Consider the following 16,615-nt stretch of genomic DNA (forward strand, 5'->3'; position numbering starts at 1 on the left):
GCGGGTCATGGCTTGCCCGGTTTGTCGGACGACACAACCCACATCGAGTAGTACTGCGAGCCACCGCCATACGCGTGGCCGAGTGCTTTGCGGGCACCGGGCACCTGATGGTCGCCGGCCTTGCCCATCACCTGGATGGCCGATTCGGCGAACCGGATCATGCCCGAGGCGCCGATCGGGTTCGAGCTCAGCACGCCGCCGGACGGGTTGAACGGGATGCGCCCGCCGATCGCGGTTTCGCCGGCCTCGGTCAGTTTCCAGCCCTCACCCTCGGGGGCGAAGCCCAAGTTCTCCAGCCACATCGGCTCGAACCACGAGAACGGCACGTAGACTTCGCCGACGTCGATCTCGTCGATCGGGCTCGTGATGCCGGCATCGCGCCACAGCGCGGCCGCGGCGTCGCGCCCGGCCTGCGGGTTGACCTGGTCGCGCCCGGAGTAGGCGAGCGGTTCGGTGCGCAGCGCGGTCGCGTGGATCCAGGCGACCGGGTGGCCTTCGGCGACGCGGGCGTCCGCGGCCTGCTCGTCACCGATCACCATGGCGGCCGCGCCGTCCGAGGACGGGCAGGTCTCGTCGAAACGAATGGGATCCCACAACATCTGCGACGCCATCACCTTCTCGAGCGTGATGTCGGGCTGATGCAGATGCGCGAGCGGGTTCTTCGCCCCGTTGAGCCGGTCCTTGACCGCGACCATCGCGCCGATGTGGTTCGGCGCACCCGAGCGACGGATGTAGGCCCGCACGTGCGGGGCGAAGTAACCGCCCGCACCGGCACCGACCGGTTTCGTGAACGGCACCGGAATGCTCAACGCCCACATGGCATTCGACTCGGACTGCTTCTCCCAGGCCATGGTGAGCACCCGGCGGTACTTGCCCGACTTCACCAGGCTCGAGGCGACCACGGCCGTCGACCCGCCCACCGAACCGGCGGTGTGCACGCGGATCAGCGGCTTGTTCGTCGCACCGACGGCGTCGGCCATGAACAACTCGGGCATCATCACGCCCTCGAAGAAGTCCGGTGCCTTGCCGACCACAACGGCGTCGATGTCGGCCATCGTGGCGCCTGCGTCGGCCAGGGCCCGGTCGATGGCCTCACGCACCAGACCGTTCATGGAAACGTCCTGGCGCTTGGCCACGTACTTCGTCTGTCCGGTACCGAGTACCGCGGCTTTCTGAGCCATCACTTGCCCTCCAGGACTGCAACCAGATTCTGTTGCAGCGCAGCGCCACTCGTGGCATGAGCCAACACGCGCCCCGCTGATCCGTCGAATATGTGCTGTGCGGCGAAGCCGATCCGTTCGAGTCCCGCCGAGAACATCGGGTTGGCGGCCAGCACCCCACCCGACGGATTGATCTTGGTCGATTCGCCAAGGCCGATCGCCTCGGTGAGGATCAACTGCTGGTGGGTGAACGGCGCGTAGAGCTCGGCGACCTCGATGGAACCGGTGTCGCCGCCGGTTGCCGCCTGTGCCGACGCGGCGGTCGACGGCGACGTGGTCAGATCGCGGGCACCTAAGACCGGGGTCTCGATGCGATGCTCGAATCCCGTTATCCAGGCTGGGTTCTCCCGCAGTTCGCGGGCCCGGTCTCCGGCGGCCAGCACGATCGCCGACGCGCCGTCGGCGATCGGTGCGATGTCGTGGCGGCGCAGCGGATCGGCGAAGAACGGCCGGTCCAGCAGTTCCTCGATCGTCTTCGCCGGCTTCTCGCTGTCGGTTCGTTCCGATACGGCGAAGGAATCCAGCGCGACCTGGGCCATCTCCTCGGCCGTCCACTTCCCGGCGTCCAGCCCGAAGCGGGCCTGCAGCCCCGCCATCGACACGGCGTCGGGCCACAACGGCGCCACCGTGTACGGGTCGGTCTGCAGGGACAGCACGCGGCGCAGGATGCCGGCCGACGACTTGCCGAACCCGTACACCAGCGCGGTCTCGACCTCACCGGTCAGGATCTTGATGTAGGCCTCGTACAGCGCCCACGCGGCGTCCATCTCCACATGCGATTCGTTGATGGGCGGTACCGCGCCGATCGAGTCGATCGCCGAGATGAACGAGAACGCCCGGCCGGCAAGGTAATCCGACGAGCCGGAGCACCAGAAGCCGATGTCGGTCTGCTGCAGGCCGAGCTCTTCGTAGAGTTGATGGAAACACGGCATCAGCATCTCGACGCCGTTGGTCGTGCCGTCGGTGCGGCGAACATGCGGGGCGTGCGCGAAGCCCACCACTGCAACTTGTCTGTTTGACCCCGAAGTCATTGCGAAATCCCTTTACAGGTGGTGCTTGTAGGTGTCGTAGTCGGCGTCGGGCTCACCCGTCGGCCGGAAGTGCGAGATGTTGTCGATGCCGAGACCCCATTCCTCCTGGGGCTTCCACACCGCTTCCACACGCATGCCCATCCGGACCTCGGATGCATCGATCTCGGTCACCAGATGCAAGAACGGGATGTCAGCACCGTCGAGCAGCACGTACGCCGCGACGTAGGGCGGCTTGATGCGCTGCCCGGCGAACGGGATGTTGATGATCGCGAACGTCGTGACCGTGCCTTTGTCGGGCAGTTCGACGTACTCGGTGAGTTCTTTGCCCGTCGCGGGATCGGCTTCCTTGGGCGGGAAGTAGACCTTGCCCTTCTCGCCGTTCTTGCCCACGGTGCGCGCGCCCAGCAGCTTGCCCTCCTGCAACGCCCGCAGGAACGTGCTCTCCGGGAGTGACGCGGTGTGCTGGATCTCGATCGCCGTCGGGACCACCAGCATCGTCACCGGATCGCGGTCATCGGCGGTGTCCGGCACGGGTTCCGGGGTTTCGCCTGGCACGAAGTAGGCGATGTCGGTGACCGCGCCGACGGGCTCGTCGACCCAGTGCGCGTGCACCCGCATGCCGGTGCTCACCGCGCCTTCCGCCGCGTCGATCGCGTGCAGCATCGGGGTGTCGGCGCCGTCCAGCTTGATCAGCGCCCAGGCGAACGGGCGGTCAAGCGGCTGGCCCTCGAGCGGCTCGGGCTGCCAGGTCCAGGACATCACGGTGCCGACGCTCGCGACCGGCACGACCTCGGTCAGTGCTTCGTAGGTGACCGGGTCATACTCAGCGGGTGGCACATGCACGCGCCCGTCCGAACCCCGCACGCCGACGATGCGGCGCTCACGCAGGGCGGTGAAGAACTGACTCAGCAGAGGGCCAACTGAACGGGTGTAGTCAAAAGACAGTTTCAGTGGCGCAGAAAGTGGCGGCTCGCGGCGATCTATCGAGGCCGGGCTGCTTTGGCTGGCTGTCACACATCGAGTAGAACAGGTTCTAAGAATCGTGGCAAGAAGCGGTCGAGAGGACAGCTAATGAAGTTGGGACTGCAGCTCGGATATTGGGGCGCGCAGCCGCCCGCCAATCACGCGGAATTGGTGGCGGCTGCCGAAGCGGCCGGGTTCGACACCGTGTTCACGGCCGAGGCGTGGGGGTCGGATGCGTTCACCCCGCTGGCCTGGTGGGGACGCGAGACGAGCCGGATGCGGCTGGGCACCTCGGTCGTGCAGCTCTCGGCCCGTACGCCGACCGCGTGCGCGATGGCGTCGCTGACGCTGGATCACCTGTCGGGCGGGCGCCACATCCTCGGCCTGGGTGTTTCGGGTCCGCAGGTGGTCGAGGGCTGGTACGGGCAGAAGTTCCCGAAACCGCTTGCCCGCACGCGTGAGTACATCGACATCATCCGCCAGGTGTGGGCGCGCGAGGCCCCGGTGACCAGCGCCGGACCGCACTATCCGCTTCCGGTCTCCGGCGAGGGCACGACCGGGCTGGGCAAGGCGCTCAAGCCGATCACCCATCCGCTGCGGGCCGACATCCCGATCATGCTGGGCGCCGAGGGGCCCAAGAACGTCGCGCTGGCCGCGGAAATCTGTGACGGCTGGCTGCCGATCTTCTACACCCCGCGTATGGCCGACACCTACAACTCCTGGCTCGACGAGGGATTCGCGCGGCCGGGCGCGCGACGCTCGCGCGAGGATTTTGAGATCTGCGCGACGGCCAACATCGTCATCACCGAGGACCGCGCGGCCGCGTTCGCCGCGATGAAGCCCTACCTGGCGCTCTACATGGGCGGCATGGGGGCCGAGGACACCAACTTCCACGCCGACGTCTACCGGCGGATGGGCTACGGCGAGGTGGTCGATGAGGTCACCGCGCTGTTCCGGTCCGGCCGAAAGGACGACGCGGCCAAGGTCATCCCGGACGAGGTCGTCGATGACGCCGCGATCGTCGGCGATGTCGACTACGTGCGTGAGCAGATCAAGGTGTGGGAGGCGGCGGGCGTCACCACCATGGTGGTCAGTGGGCGCAGCGCCGAGCAGATCCAGGAGCTCGCCGCGCTCGTGTAGACACTTCTTGCAAAGTGTTTAGAACAGGTTCTAGATTTGGCCTGTGACCCAGCACACCATCGCCGGCCAGGCGGTGACCATGCCGGTGCAGATCCGCACTGCGGACCAGCACATGGCCATGTTCTCCGTGGATGCCGACGCCGCGCAGCGGATGATCGACTACAGCGGCCTGCAGGTGTGCCGCTACCGGCCCGGCAAGGCCGTCGTGATTCTGATGCTCATGCGGTACGTGGACGGCGATCTGGGCCAGTACCTCGAGTACGGGACCAATGTCATGGTCAACCCGCCCGGGTCGACTGCATCCGGGTTGCGTGCGCTGCAGTCGGCGGGTGCGTTCATCCATCATCTTCCGGTCGATCAGGCCTTCACGCTCGAGGCCGGCCGCAAGATCTGGGGTTACCCAAAGGTGATGGCGGACTTCACCGTTCGTGATGGACGCCAGTTCGGGTTCGACGTGAGCATCGACGGCCGGCTCGCGGTGGGCATGGAGTTCCGGCCCGGTTTGCCGGTGCCGTCGGTGTTCACCTCCAAACCCCAGGTGCACCCGACGTACTCGCACCTCGACGGTGTCACCCGCGAAACTGCCGGGCAGATGCGGCTTTCCGGGGTGCGATATCGGCTGGGCGGCGCGCGGCTGACGCTCGGCGACCACCCCTATGCGAGGGAACTCGCGGCGCTGGGGCTGCCCAAGCGGGCATTCATCTCCAGTTCCGCTGCCAATGTGCAGATGACGTTCGGCGACGCCAAGGAGATCGCATGACCCAGGTTCTGCCCGCGACCAAGCCGGACGTCGATCTGGTGAACGGGGTGTTCTACGCGGACGGCGGGGCTCGCGAGGCCTACCGATGGATGCGGGCCAACGAACCGGTGTTCCGGGACCGCAACGGACTCGCGGCGGCCACCACCTATCAGGCCGTCATCGACGCCGAACGCAACCCCGAACTGTTCTCGTCGACCGGTGGCATCCGTCCCGACCAGCCCGGCATGCCGTACATGATCGACATGGACGATCCGCAACATCTGTTGCGGCGCAAGCTCGTCAACGCGGGCTTCACCCGCAAGCGCGTCATGGACAAGGTGCCCTCGATCGGCAAGCTGTGCGACACCTTGATCGACAACGTGTGTGAGCGCGGCGAGTGCGACTTCGTGCGCGACATCGCCGCGCCGCTGCCCATGGCGGTGATCGGTGACATGCTCGGTGTGCTGCCGTCCGAGCGGGAGATGCTGCTGCAGTGGTCCGACGACCTCGTGTGCGGGCTGTCGTCACACGTCGACGACCAGACCATCCAGAAGCTCATGGAGACGTTCGCGGCCTACACCGCGTTCACGATGGACGTGATCGCCAAACGCCGCGCCGAGCCGACCGATGACCTGTTCTCGGTCCTGGTCAACGCCGAGGTCGAGGGCCAGCGGATGAGTGACGACGAGATCGTCTTCGAGACGCTGCTCATCCTCATCGGCGGCGACGAGACCACCCGGCACACGTTGTCGGGTGGCACCGAACAGCTTCTGCGGCACCGGGATCAGTGGGATGCCCTTGTTGCGGATGAGGAGTTGCTGCCCGGCGCGATCGAGGAGATGCTGCGCTGGACCTCGCCCGTCAAGAACATGTGCCGCACGCTCACGGCGGACACCGTGTTCCACGGCACCGAGTTGAAGGCCGGCGAGAAGATCATGCTGATGTTCGAATCGGCCAACTTCGACGAGGCGGTGTTCGGCGATCCCGACAACTTCCGGATCAACCGTAACCCCAACGGTCACATGGCTTTTGGTTTCGGCTCGCACTTCTGCCTGGGGAATCAACTGGCCCGCCTTGAGCTCAAGCTCATGACCGAGCGGGTACTGCGGCGCTTGCCCGACCTGCGTCTTGCCGACGACGCCGCGGTTCCGCTGCGTCCGGCGAACTTCGTGAGCGGGCCGGAGTCCATGCCGGTGGTGTTCACGCCGACGGCTCGCGTGGGGGACTAGGCGCCGCTACCAGGCAGGTGTGTGGGTGTGGTTCTGCCCGCCTGTTAGCGACAATGTCGCGGAAATCGCCTCATGTTGCCCTTCGGGCACTTCGGCCCCAGGCTGGCGACATCATCGGTCGCTTGTGTCGCAATTTCCTCTTCCGCAACGTAATTCGGGGTGCCCGACTATGAGCGACATTGTCGCTGAGCAGCTTAGCCGCTGAGTAACGAGGCGGCGGTCTGACGCGTCTTTCCGCCACTGCGTTACTGGCGCGGCAGTCGCGTCGTCGCCGGCCACCCCATTGTCACGCCAGAGTGGCTGTGGGCCTCGAGAGCCACGCCAGCGTGACAATCGCGGGCTCACGCCGTTGCGCCTGAGGCGATTTCCGCGACTTTGTCGCTCATAGGCGGGCGCAACGACACCACGGTGAGCCTGACGTCAGGCCGCGGCCGGCCTCAATGCTCAGTCCTCGATGAACACCACATTGGCGCTGAGGGGATTTCGTGGCGTATGTATGGAATTCGCCGGGAAGTCGGGGTCGGCATACCCGACGCCCAGGCCGCACAGGATGCGCAGGTCTTCGCCGATGCCGAGTTGAGAGCGCACCACGTCGGGATACCCCGCGATGGAGACCTGCACGCACGTGTCGAGACCGCGGGCGGTCAGTGCCAGCAGCAGGGTCTGCAGAAACATCCCGACACCCATCGCGTCGACATAGTCGAGGTCGCGGTGCATGCAGACTATGCCGGCCAGCGGCGCGCGGAAGAACTCCCAATTGCGCAGCACCACGGTGCGTCGCGCCTCGGTGTCCCCACGTGCGATGCCGAGTGCGCCGAATAGCGCTGCACCGACCTCGAATCGGTGGTGTTCGAATTGCTCGGGCAGTGGCGGGATTTGAGGTTCAGCGGCTTGGGCCTGCGTGAGCAGGGTGGCTACCAGCCGGTCGCGCGCCGCCCCTGACGTGAACAGCACCTTCCATGGCTGCACGTTCGAATTGGACGGGGCGCGGATGGCGAGCGAGAGCGCTTCGTCGACGAGTTCGCGCGGGACTGGTTTGTCCGGCAGGAACAGTCGGGTCGTGTGTCGCTCGTTGATGGCCTCTTCGAGGTCGTACATGGGTCAGCACGGTATCGACACCGCGTCGCGATGCCCACTCATTTACGCGAGGTACGGATCGCTGCGGCCGTGGCCCGCGAGGCGACTGCGCACCCGGACCGACGCGGCACGGATGTAGTCATCGCGGGCTGGGTTGGCGAGTGCGCCCGGCGAGTTCGGTCCGTGGCGGGCCAGCTTCTCGCGGAGCCGCTCGGACACGGTGATGAAGGACCCGTCCTGTAGTGCGGTGTTGTCGGCGACGGTCAACACATCGGACGACTCGTCTTCGACGAACTCGAATACGCCCAACGTTTCGTCGAGACCGCGTACACGGGCCACGAACCGGCTGCCGGAATGGTGAGCGACCAACGCGCAGATATCGTCACGCCAGCCGTGCTCGCGGAGGTACAGCGCACCGTCGAGCGGATGGAATCCGGTTCGGCCAAGGAGGGGCAGATAGCCGATGTCGTGCAACCAACCGGCGGCGACGAGCGCATCGACCGCGGCGGGCGGGACCGCCGCGCTGAGTGCTTCGCACCGAGCCGCGACGCCCGTGAGGTGGCTCAGGCGGTCGGGTTGCTCATGCATGAGACAGGTCGCGAGGCCGCGGGCTTTGTCCGCGAGCGTCCCCGACACAATCGCCAAACTACGCGCGGGAAACTGGCGGCGCCGCCGGGTTCAGCAACTTGTCGCGCGACGTTCGGACGTTCGCTGCGGTGTGTTGGTCGGGGCGCCCCAGTCGATCGTCGGCTACTTCATCTGGAACTTGGGCGCGCGCTTTTCCTTGAAGGCCAGCGGACCTTCCTTGGCGTCCTCGGACAGGAACACCGGAATGCCGTTGGCGGTGTCGGGCTTGAACGCCTCGTTCTCGTGCATGCCCTCGGTCTCGCGGATGGTCTTGAGGATCGCCTGCACGGCCAGCGGCCCGTTGTTGTTGATCACCTCGGCGATCTCGAGCGCCTTGTCCAGCGCGGTGCCGTCGGGAACGACGTACCCGATCAGCCCGTAGGACAGCGCCTCGGCCGCGGTGATGTGGCGTCCGGTCAGCAGCAGATCGCACGCGATGGTGTAGGGAATCTGGCGCACCAGCCGGACGGCCGACCCGCCCATCGGGTACAGGCTCCACTTGGCCTCGGAGATCCCGAACTTCGCGCTCTCACCCGCGATGCGGATGTCGGTGCCTTGCAGGATCTCGGTGCCGCCCGCGATGGCGGGCCCCTCGACGGCGGCGATCAGGGGCTTGGTGAGCCGACGGCCCTTGAGCAGGCCGTCGATGCGCGACGGGTCATAGCTGCCGTCCTTGAACGAATCGCCCGGCGGCTTCTTGGTCGCGCCTTTGAGGTCCATGCCCGCGCAGAAGTACCCGCCTGCCCCGGTGAGGATGCAGGTTCGGATCTCCGGGTCGTTGTCGACACGGTCCCACGCCGCGACCATGATCGAGAGCATCTCGGTCGAAAGCGCGTTGCGCGCCTCTGGCCGGTTCAGCGTCAGGATCAGAGTGTGTCCGCGCTGCTCAATGAGTGCGTCGGGCTCCTTTTTCGCCTCGCTCACAGGTACCTGCCTCCATGCTTTCCAACCCCAGACTTGTCACGAAATGTAACACGTTCTAGTTTAGGTTCCGTGGCTCTGAACATTGCGGATCTTGCCGAGCACGCCATCGACGCGGTGCCTGACCGTGTCGCGCTGATCTCGGGCGACGAACAGCTGACGTATGGGCAGTTGGAGGAGAAAGCCAACCGCCTCGCCCACTACCTGATCGAGCAGGGCGTCAAGAAGGACGACAAGGTCGGCCTATATTGCCGCAACCGCATCGAGATCGTGATCGCGATGCTGGGCATCGTCAAAGCCGGCGCGATTCTGGTCAACGTCAACTTCCGCTACGTCGAGGGCGAGCTGAAGTATCTGTTCGACAACTCGGACATGGTCGCGCTCGTGCACGAGCGTCGCTACGCCGACCGGGTGGCCAACGTCCTGCCCGAGACCCCGAACGTCAAGACGATCCTGGTCGTGGAAGACGGTTCGGATGACGATTATCAGCGCTACGGCGGCGTCGAGTTCTACTCCGCCATCGCCGACAGCTCGCCCGAGCGCGACTTCGGACCGCGCAGCGAGGACGACATCTACCTGCTCTACACCGGTGGCACCACCGGATTCCCGAAGGGCGTGATGTGGCGCCACGAGGACATCTACCGGGTGCTGTTCGGCGGGACCGACTTCGCGACCGGTGAACCGGTCGCCGACGAGTACGGCCTGGCCAAGCAGGCCGCCGCCGGGCCGCCGATGATCCGCTACCCGATCCCGCCGATGATCCACGGCGCGACGCAGTCGGCGACCTGGATGGCACTGTTCTCCGGCGGAACCGTGCTGCTGACACCGGAATTCAACGCCGAAGAGGTCTGGCAGGCCATCCACGACCACAAGGTCAACCTGCTGTTCTTCACCGGCGACGCGATGGCCCGCCCGCTGCTGGACGCGCTGCTCGCCGCGCAGGCCAACGGCACCGAGTACGACCTGTCGAGCCTGTTCCTGCTCGCGAGCACGGCCGCGTTGTTCTCGACGAGCCTCAAGGAGAAGTTCCTCGAGCTGCTGCCCAACCGCGTCATCACCGACTCGATCGGATCGTCGGAGACGGGCTTCGGCGGCACGAGCATCGTCGCCAAGGGGCAGTCGCACACCGGTGGCCCGCGCGTGACCATCGACAAGAACACCGTCGTACTCGACGAGGACGGCAACGAGGTCAAGCCCGGCTCGGGCGTGCGTGGTGTGATCGCCAAGCGCGGCCACATTCCGGTCGGCTACTTCAAGGACGAGAAGAAGACTGCCGAGACGTTCAAGACGATCAACGGTGTGCGCTATGCGATTCCCGGCGACTACGCCGAGGTCGAAGCCGACGGCAGCGTGACGATGCTGGGCCGTGGCTCGGTTTCGATCAACTCCGGTGGCGAGAAGATCTACCCCGAAGAGGTCGAGGCCGCGCTCAAGGGGCATCCCGACGTGTTCGACGCGCTTGTGGTCGGTGTGCCGGATCCGCGGTTCGGCCAGCACGTCGCAGCCGTCGTCCAGGCCAGGGAGGGCACCCGCCCGTCGCTGGCCGAGCTCGACGCGTTCGTGCGCACCGAGATCGCGGGATACAAAGTGCCGCGCAGCCTTTGGCTGGTCGACGAGGTCAAGCGCTCGCCCGCGGGCAAGCCCGACTACCGGTGGGCCAAGGACACCACCGAGGAGCGCCCCGCCGATGAGGTGCACGCCAATCACGTGGGAGCGAATTCGTAATGCGTACTGAACTCTGCGACCGGTTCGGGATCGAATACCCGATCTTCGTCTTCACCCCGTCGGAGAAGGTGGCCGCCGCGGTCAGCAAGGCCGGCGGGCTCGGCGTGCTCGGCTGCGTGCGGTTCAACGACGCCGACGACCTCGAGAACGTCCTGCAGTGGATGGATGCCAACACCGACGGCAAGCCCTACGGCGTCGACGTGGTCATGCCCGCCAAGGTGCCGACCGAGGGCACGGCCGTCGACATCAACAAACTCATCCCGCAGAGCCATCGCGACTTCGTCGCGAAAACCCTTGCCGATCTTGGTGTTCCGCCGCTTCCCGAGGACGAGGAACGCAACGAGGGCGTGCTGGGCTGGCTGCACTCGGTGGCCCGCAGCCATGTCGAGGTCGCGCTCAAGCATCCGATCAAGCTGATCGCCAACGCGCTTGGCTCACCGCCCAACGACGTCATCGAGCAGGCACACGCGGCCGGTGTCCCGGTGGCGGCGCTGGCAGGCAGCGCCAAGCACGCACTGCGCCACGTCGAGAACGGTGTGGACATCGTCGTCGCACAGGGACATGAGGCCGGCGGGCACACCGGTGAGATCGGCTCGATGGTCCTGTGGCCGGAAATCGTTGACGCTCTTGACGGTAAGGCGCCCGTGTTGGCGGCGGGCGGCATCGGTACCGGCAAGCAGGTCGCGGCGGCGCTCGCGCTCGGTGCGTCGGGGGTGTGGATGGGATCGGCGTTCCTGACCTCGGCCGAGTACGACCTCGGCCACCGGCTGCCCGGCGGGACCTCCACGATCCAGGAGGCGCTGCTGCGGGCAGGCACCGCCGACACCGTGCGCCGCAAGATCTACACCGGCAAGCCGGCCCGGCTGCTCAAGACCAAGTGGACCGACGCCTGGGATGCCCCGGACGCGCCTGAGCCGCTGCCGATGCCGCTGCAGAACATCCTCGTCAGCGAGGCACACCAGCGCATGAACGAGTCGGACAACCCCGACACCGTCTCGATGCCGGTGGGCCAGATCGTCGGCCGCATGAACGAGATCCGCCCGGTCGCCGACATCATCGGCGAACTCGTGGCCGGGTTCGAGCAAGCCACCAAGCGGCTGGACGGAATCGCGGGAAGCTGAGGTTCAGACGCCGGTCGCGCCGTCGATGCTTTCGCGGATGAGGTCGGCGTGCCCGCAATGGCGGGCGTATTCGGCGATCATGTGGGTGTAGATCCAGCGCAGCGTCACCTCACTGCCCATGAACGGGCTCGTGTCGTCGAGCGCGCGGCCGGCGCAGTTGGCTTTCGACTGCTCGATCTCGGATTGCCATCGGGCGTATGCGGTTTCGAAGTCGATGTCGATGGCGGGATCGAAGCCGCCGTCATGGCCTTCCGTCGAGCGCGGACCGTAGATCGACGGCACCTCTTCACCGATCAGCACCCGGCGGAACCAGTTCCGCTCGACCTCGGTCTCGTGCTGCACGATGCCCATGAGGGTCAACGAGGACGGCGGCACCGCGGCCGTGCGCAACTGCTGTTCGGACAGTCCGGCACACTTCGCCGCGAGGGTCGCGCGGTAGAAGTCGAGCCAGCTCTCCAGCGTGGCGCGTTCGTCGCCGGCGAGCGGCGGTGTGCTGCGTTCGACCGTGCTCACCGCCCGGGCAGTTTCTGCACGGCCTGGATCATCGGCGTGAGGGCCTTCTGCCACAACGTCTGCGATATACCCAGCGGCGGATCGAGATTGAGGACGCGAGCCGTCGAGACCGTTTGGGATTCGGTGTATTTGAGGATGCCGTCGACCCCGTGCCTGCGGCCGACGCCGGAGGCTTTCATGCCGCCCATCGGCGCCGCGGTGCTGCCGAACGCGAGTGCGTAACCCTCGTCGACATTGACGGTGCCGGAGTTGATCCGGGTCGCGATCGCCTCACCTTCGGCCTTGCTGGCCGCCCACACGCTGGCGTTGAGCCCGTATTCGGTGTCATTGGCCTTCTCGATGGCCTCGTCGACCGAATCGACCGGGTAGATCGAGACGAGCGGGCCGAAGGTTTCGTTTCGTGCGCATTCCATCTCGTCGGTGACGCCCGACAGCACCGTCGGCTCGTAGAACAGCGGCCCGATGTCGGGCCGGGCGTTGCCGCCCGCGATCACCTTGGCGCCCTTGACCTTTGCGTCGTCGACATGCCCCGATACGGTCTTGACCTGGTCCTCGGAGATCAGGCTGCCCATGTCGGCGGTGAAGTCATAGGCCGGCGACAGCTTCATGTTGCGGACCTGCTCGCCGAACTTCGCGGTGAACTCGTCGGCGATGTCGCGCTCGACGTAGATGCGTTCGATCGAGATGCACAGCTGGCCGGCGTTGGAGAAGCACGCCCGGGTCGCGGCTTTCGCGGCGACATCGAGGTTGGCGCCCTTCGCGACGATCATCGGGTTCTTGCCGCCGAGCTCGGCGGAGAAGCCGATCAGCCGGCGCCCGCACTGCTCGGCCAGTGACCGTCCGGTGGCCGTGGAGCCGGTGAACATCAGGTAATCGCAGTTCTCCACGATCGCGGTGCCCACGACCGACCCCGGACCGGGGACGACCGCGAACAGGTCGCGGGGTAGACCCGCCTCATACAGCAGTTCGGCATTGGCGAGGGTGCAGTACGGCGTCTGGCTGTCGGGCTTCACGACGACGGCGTTGCCGGCGAGCAGGGCCGGAATCGAATCCGAGATCGACAGAGTCATGGGGTAGTTCCACGGTGAGATGACGCCGACCACGCCTTTGGGGTGGTGGTTGACGACGGTCTTGACCACGCCCGGGAGCAGGCCCTGAACCCGCTTGGGTGCCAGCAGCTTTGCGGCCTGCCGCGCGTAGTAGCGCGAGTTCAGCATGATGTCGACGAGCTCTTCCTGCGCGGCCGAGCGGGCCTTGCCGGTCTCGGCCTGGGCCACGTCCATCAGGAAGTCGCGATTCTTGGCGACGAGTTCGCGGAACCGCTCGATGATCGCGCACCGCTCCCTGACCGGCCGCTTGGCCCAGGCCACCTGAGCGGCGCGGGCCTTGGCGAAGGCGGCCGTGACGTCCTCGGCGGTGCCGACCGGGATGGTGGTCAGCTCGCGGCCGGTGAAGACCTCCTCGATCGATCTCGACTGGCGGGCATCGACGTCTTCGATCGCGACGAGCTTGCGGAGCCGGGCGAAGTCCGCGGCGGACGGAGCGGGCATGGCTGACCCTCCCTACTGGCGAGTAACTAGCGGTTACGGTCAACCTACTCGGGAACCGCCGGTCGACCAAGGGCCGCCTGTCCGATCTGTTCACGACATCGGGCTTCTCGCGTCATAGCCTGCGGATATGGCTATCCAACCGATATCGGCGGTCGTTGAGATCGTCGCCAGAGACCTGTCCCGCGCCGTCGAGTTCTACCGGCTTCTCGGCCTGGACGTGCCCGATCCCGACGGTCCGCACGTCGAGGTGGTGCTGCCGGGCGGCAACAAACTCGCGTTCGACACCGAGGAGGTGATCGCGGGTATGCACCCCGGCTGGACTCCGCCGACCAGTTCCGGACGCGTCGCGATCGCGTTCGGCCTGAACACGCCGTCCGATGTCGACGAACTCTACGAACGCCTCACCGCGGCCGGCCATCCCGGCACGCTCAAACCGTTTGACGCGCCGTGGGGGCAGCGCTACGCGACTGTCGAGGATCCCGACGGCACATCGGTCGATCTGTACGCGCCGCTGGCGAGCTGACGCAGCGGAACGCCGGCCAGATCGCGAACCTCGCGGTGCAGGTGCGGCTGATCGGCGTAGCCGGCCTGCGCCGCGACATCGGCGGCAGGCAGTCCGGTGCTCAGCAGCCGCACGGCCCGCCGAAACCGCAACACGCGCCGCAGCATCGCCGGCCCGTAGCCGTAGACCGCCGCACACTGGCGTTGCAGTGTGCGATTCGACCAGCCGGTCGCACGCGCGATGTCGCCGACAGCCGCCCCGTCGGCGAGCCGGTTCGTCACCTCGCGCAGCGTCGGCAACGACCACGGCGCGGTCGCGGTGCCTTGCCTGCCGGACGCGAGGTCGGCCGTGAGTTCGTACAGTGAGCGGTCGCCGCGGACCGTGCGGAGGTCGTGCAGTGGCACCCGGATGTTTCGCACCTCGGCAGCCGGGACGCCGAGCAGCCGTGGCAACACGCCTGGCCGGAACCGCAGGCCCTGTATGGGATGCGGGCTGCCCGCGGCGAGGTAGGCGGTGGTATCGGGGCCTGCCACGATGGTCTGGTCACCGGAACGGATCAAGTCCATGCAGCCGTCGGGCAGCACCCGGCCGGGCTCGACGCGCCCGGTGCGGGTCCAGCTGCATTCCACGAGGGCGGCCAGCTCAGGCGGCGGAGACTGCTCGCGGTAGCCCACAGACCCGACGGTACCCGCGTGGCCATGCGGTTGAATCGGGGCATGACCGGGCGTCCACGCGACACGTCGATCGACGAACGGGTGCTGGCCGCGACGCGGGAGTTGCTCGTCGAGGTCGGCTGGGACGATCTGAGTGTCCGGCTGGTCGCCGCCCGCGCGGGTGTCGGGCGTTCGAGCCTGAACCGGCGCTGGTCGTCGAAGGCAGAACTGGTGCTGCACGCCATATTCGGCGAGTCGCCGGACATGTCGCCGTTCGAGGGCACCGATCTCACCGGCTGGATCGAGTGGGTGGTGCGCGGCAGTCACGAACTGTTCAGCAGGCCCGACCTCTACGAGGCGGTGCCGGGATTGCTGTTGGCGCTGCGCGAGAACCACGAGTTGCGCACCGCGCTGTGGCGCGAGTTCAGCGGCCCGGCGATCACGATGTTCGCCGAGCAGGGATACGGAAGTGAAGCGGACGCGCGGGCCGCGCTGGCAATGGCGGCCGGGGCGGCGTTGTTCGTCACCACGGTTGCCGTAGACGACGATTCGCCCGCGCTGCAAGGCCACCTGGTGCGGTTGCTGTGTTCCGCGCTGGGCGCCTCACCCCCCGATTGACTCCAGGATCGCCGCCTGCGGTGAGCGCCAGCTGTCGATCGAGAGTTCAGCGCGGGTGTGGCCGTCATCGGTCGGGGTCGCGGCGGTCAACAGCATCGCCGCCTCATGGCTGAGACCGTCACCGAGCGGCAACGCCCCGCCGATGAGATCCGAACACCAGCCAATCGCCCGGAAAGCCTTTGGCGACAGCGGGATTCGCCGGATCCGTAAACCCGATCCCTGCTGCAGGGTGTCGATCATGTCGTCGAAGCTCACCATGGTGCCGCCGCACACATAGCGCCGTGGGCCGCGTCCGGGTTGCATGAGCCTGATGTGGACGTCGGCGACGTCGCGCACGTCGATCATCTGCATCCCGCCCCGCAGCCGAGGCGCGACCCGCGCGCGCACGATCGGTGCCCAACCCCGCTCCGTCACGCCCGGGGCGGTCCAATAGGCCGGGCCCACCACGCTGGACGGATACGTGACGACGACGGGCGCGCCTGCGCGCTGCAACCGCCGCGCGACCCGGTCGGCGTATGCCTTCGTCTGCGCGTACGGGCTTCGTCCCGGTGCGGTGGGGGTGTCGCGCGAGATCACGCCGTCCGGCGGCGGGAACAGTGCGCTGTAGCTGCTCACCGAGACAATGGGATCCAGCCCGGCCGCGACGGCGCGCGTCAGCACCGCCTCGGTCGCGTAAGCGTTGATCTGCCACATCAATTCGGTGCGACGGCGGTCGGTGCCGACCACGCCCGCGGCATGGATCACGGCATCGCAGCAGGACAGCAGCACGTCGACGGTGGCGGTGTCGCGGATGTCGCCCTCGATCACCGTGATGTCTCCGGCATCGGCGAGGCGCTCGATCACCGCGTCGTCGACCCCCGGGATCGCCAGCAGACGCACCTCGTGCCCGGCTTCGAGCAGGCCTCGGACGATGTGGGCCCCCAGATAACCGGTTCCACCGGTCATGGCGATTCGCACGATTCACCTCTCGTCGCGGCCTGCTATAT

Annotated in this window: 17 protein-coding genes; 7 read left to right on the top strand and 10 right to left on the bottom strand. The window is 66.9% G+C overall.

Annotated features, from left to right (window positions below; all coding sequences use genetic code 11):
• Window positions 1-5 precede the first annotated feature (5 nt).
• Genes AWC31_RS02080 through AWC31_RS02090 form a run of 3 tightly spaced genes read right to left on the bottom strand, consistent with a single transcriptional unit; the run spans window position 6 to window position 3,265 of the window.
• Window positions 6-1,181: a thiolase family protein gene (locus AWC31_RS02080; RefSeq protein ID WP_067846804.1), complete on the bottom strand. Its 1,176-nt coding sequence runs from the start codon at window positions 1,179-1,181 to the stop codon at window positions 6-8.
• The gene (locus AWC31_RS02085) at window positions 1,181-2,251 is read right to left on the bottom strand and encodes a thiolase family protein (RefSeq protein WP_067846802.1); all 1,071 of its coding nucleotides are present in this window, start codon (window positions 2,249-2,251) and stop codon (window positions 1,181-1,183) included. Before AWC31_RS02085 ends, AWC31_RS02080 begins: the two co-directional genes overlap by 1 nt.
• Window positions 2,252-2,263: 12 nt before the next feature.
• Window positions 2,264-3,265, bottom strand: coding sequence for a Zn-ribbon domain-containing OB-fold protein (locus AWC31_RS02090; protein ID WP_067846799.1), 1,002 nt, complete (start codon window positions 3,263-3,265; stop codon window positions 2,264-2,266).
• A 57-nt stretch (window positions 3,266-3,322) separates the two neighbouring features.
• On the opposite strand from AWC31_RS02090, the gene AWC31_RS02095 reads away from it, so the two are divergent.
• From AWC31_RS02095 to AWC31_RS02105, 3 genes are read left to right on the top strand one after another with little or no spacing between them, the layout of a single operon-like run.
• Entirely contained in the window at window positions 3,323-4,354 is a 1,032-nt protein-coding gene (locus AWC31_RS02095) for an LLM class F420-dependent oxidoreductase (protein ID WP_085142312.1), read from the top strand.
• A gap of 43 nt (window positions 4,355-4,397) precedes the next feature.
• Complete coding sequence (locus AWC31_RS02100; RefSeq protein WP_085142314.1) at window positions 4,398-5,114, top strand: acetoacetate decarboxylase family protein; 717 nt, start codon at window positions 4,398-4,400, stop codon at window positions 5,112-5,114.
• Window positions 5,111-6,322, top strand: a complete 1,212-nt coding sequence (locus AWC31_RS02105) for a cytochrome P450 (protein WP_085142316.1) — start codon at window positions 5,111-5,113, stop codon at window positions 6,320-6,322. Before AWC31_RS02100 ends, AWC31_RS02105 begins: the two co-directional genes overlap by 4 nt.
• A 444-nt stretch (window positions 6,323-6,766) precedes the next feature.
• Here AWC31_RS02105 and AWC31_RS02110 read toward each other — a convergent pair whose 3' ends face one another.
• From AWC31_RS02110 to AWC31_RS02120, 3 genes are all read right to left on the bottom strand, one after another.
• On the bottom strand, window positions 6,767-7,420 hold the full coding sequence (locus AWC31_RS02110; protein WP_085142318.1) for a nitroreductase: 654 nt from the start codon (window positions 7,418-7,420) through the stop codon (window positions 6,767-6,769).
• Between the two features lie 42 nt (window positions 7,421-7,462).
• A complete protein-coding gene (locus AWC31_RS02115; RefSeq protein ID WP_234816684.1) occupies window positions 7,463-8,035 on the bottom strand; it encodes an HD domain-containing protein in 573 nt (190 codons plus the stop codon).
• A gap of 114 nt (window positions 8,036-8,149) precedes the next feature.
• Window positions 8,150-8,950, bottom strand: a complete 801-nt coding sequence (locus AWC31_RS02120; protein ID WP_067846781.1) for a crotonase/enoyl-CoA hydratase family protein — start codon at window positions 8,948-8,950, stop codon at window positions 8,150-8,152.
• A gap of 69 nt (window positions 8,951-9,019) precedes the next feature.
• Between AWC31_RS02120 and AWC31_RS02125 the strand changes: the two genes are divergently transcribed.
• Both AWC31_RS02125 and AWC31_RS02130 read left to right on the top strand, forming a co-directional pair.
• Window positions 9,020-10,672: a medium/long-chain-fatty-acid--CoA/3-oxocholest-4-en-26-oate--CoA ligase gene (locus tag AWC31_RS02125; RefSeq protein ID WP_067846778.1), complete on the top strand. Its 1,653-nt coding sequence runs from the start codon at window positions 9,020-9,022 to the stop codon at window positions 10,670-10,672.
• Complete coding sequence (locus AWC31_RS02130) at window positions 10,672-11,793, top strand: NAD(P)H-dependent flavin oxidoreductase (RefSeq protein ID WP_067847006.1); 1,122 nt, start codon at window positions 10,672-10,674, stop codon at window positions 11,791-11,793. Before AWC31_RS02125 ends, AWC31_RS02130 begins: the two co-directional genes overlap by 1 nt.
• A gap of 3 nt (window positions 11,794-11,796) precedes the next feature.
• Here the strand turns inward: AWC31_RS02130 and AWC31_RS02135 are convergent, their stop codons facing one another.
• Entirely contained in the window at window positions 11,797-12,306 is a 510-nt protein-coding gene (locus AWC31_RS02135) for a DinB family protein (protein ID WP_085142320.1), read from the bottom strand.
• Window positions 12,303-13,856 (bottom strand): succinic semialdehyde dehydrogenase, encoded by a 1,554-nt coding sequence (locus AWC31_RS02140; RefSeq protein ID WP_085142322.1) that lies wholly within the window; start codon window positions 13,854-13,856, stop codon window positions 12,303-12,305. The genes AWC31_RS02135 and AWC31_RS02140 overlap by 4 nt, the downstream gene beginning before the upstream one ends.
• Window positions 13,857-13,983: 127 nt before the next feature.
• Between AWC31_RS02140 and AWC31_RS02145 the strand changes: the two genes are divergently transcribed.
• Entirely contained in the window at window positions 13,984-14,379 is a 396-nt protein-coding gene (locus AWC31_RS02145; RefSeq protein ID WP_085142324.1) for a VOC family protein, read from the top strand.
• Here AWC31_RS02145 and AWC31_RS02150 read toward each other — a convergent pair.
• Window positions 14,316-15,032: a helix-turn-helix domain-containing protein gene (locus AWC31_RS02150; protein WP_085142326.1), complete on the bottom strand. Its 717-nt coding sequence runs from the start codon at window positions 15,030-15,032 to the stop codon at window positions 14,316-14,318. The two genes, AWC31_RS02145 and AWC31_RS02150, sit on opposite strands and share 64 nt — an antisense overlap.
• A 42-nt stretch (window positions 15,033-15,074) precedes the next feature.
• On the opposite strand from AWC31_RS02150, the gene AWC31_RS02155 reads away from it, so the two are divergent.
• Entirely contained in the window at window positions 15,075-15,629 is a 555-nt protein-coding gene (locus AWC31_RS02155) for a TetR/AcrR family transcriptional regulator (RefSeq protein ID WP_084356518.1), read from the top strand.
• Here the strand turns inward: AWC31_RS02155 and AWC31_RS02160 are convergent.
• A complete protein-coding gene (locus AWC31_RS02160; protein ID WP_234816685.1) occupies window positions 15,615-16,586 on the bottom strand; it encodes an NAD-dependent epimerase/dehydratase family protein in 972 nt (323 codons plus the stop codon). The genes AWC31_RS02155 and AWC31_RS02160 overlap by 15 nt on opposite strands.
• Window positions 16,587-16,615 lie beyond the last annotated feature (29 nt).

Origin of the sequence: Mycolicibacterium wolinskyi, assembly GCF_002101965.1 — a bacterium.
GTDB classification, from domain to species: domain Bacteria; phylum Actinomycetota; class Actinomycetes; order Mycobacteriales; family Mycobacteriaceae; genus Mycobacterium; species Mycobacterium wolinskyi.

Bases quoted from the DNA above. Each gene is read 5' to 3' on its own strand.
- AWC31_RS02145 (WP_085142324.1), top strand. From the start codon at position 13,984: ATGGCTATCCAACCGATATCGGCGGTCGTTGAGATCGTCGCCAGAGAC.
- AWC31_RS02095 (WP_085142312.1), top strand. From the start codon at position 3,323: ATGAAGTTGGGACTGCAGCTCGGATATTGGGGCGCGCAGCCGCCCGCC.
- AWC31_RS02085 (WP_067846802.1), bottom strand. From the start codon at position 2,251: ATGACTTCGGGGTCAAACAGACAAGTTGCAGTGGTGGGCTTCGCGCAC.
- AWC31_RS02105 (WP_085142316.1), top strand. From the start codon at position 5,111: ATGACCCAGGTTCTGCCCGCGACCAAGCCGGACGTCGATCTGGTGAAC.
- AWC31_RS02140 (WP_085142322.1), bottom strand. From the start codon at position 13,856: ATGCCCGCTCCGTCCGCCGCGGACTTCGCCCGGCTCCGCAAGCTCGTC.
- AWC31_RS02130 (WP_067847006.1), top strand. From the start codon at position 10,672: ATGCGTACTGAACTCTGCGACCGGTTCGGGATCGAATACCCGATCTTC.
- AWC31_RS02110 (WP_085142318.1), bottom strand. From the start codon at position 7,420: ATGTACGACCTCGAAGAGGCCATCAACGAGCGACACACGACCCGACTG.
- AWC31_RS02080 (WP_067846804.1), bottom strand. From the start codon at position 1,181: ATGGCTCAGAAAGCCGCGGTACTCGGTACCGGACAGACGAAGTACGTG.
- AWC31_RS02155 (WP_084356518.1), top strand. From the start codon at position 15,075: ATGACCGGGCGTCCACGCGACACGTCGATCGACGAACGGGTGCTGGCC.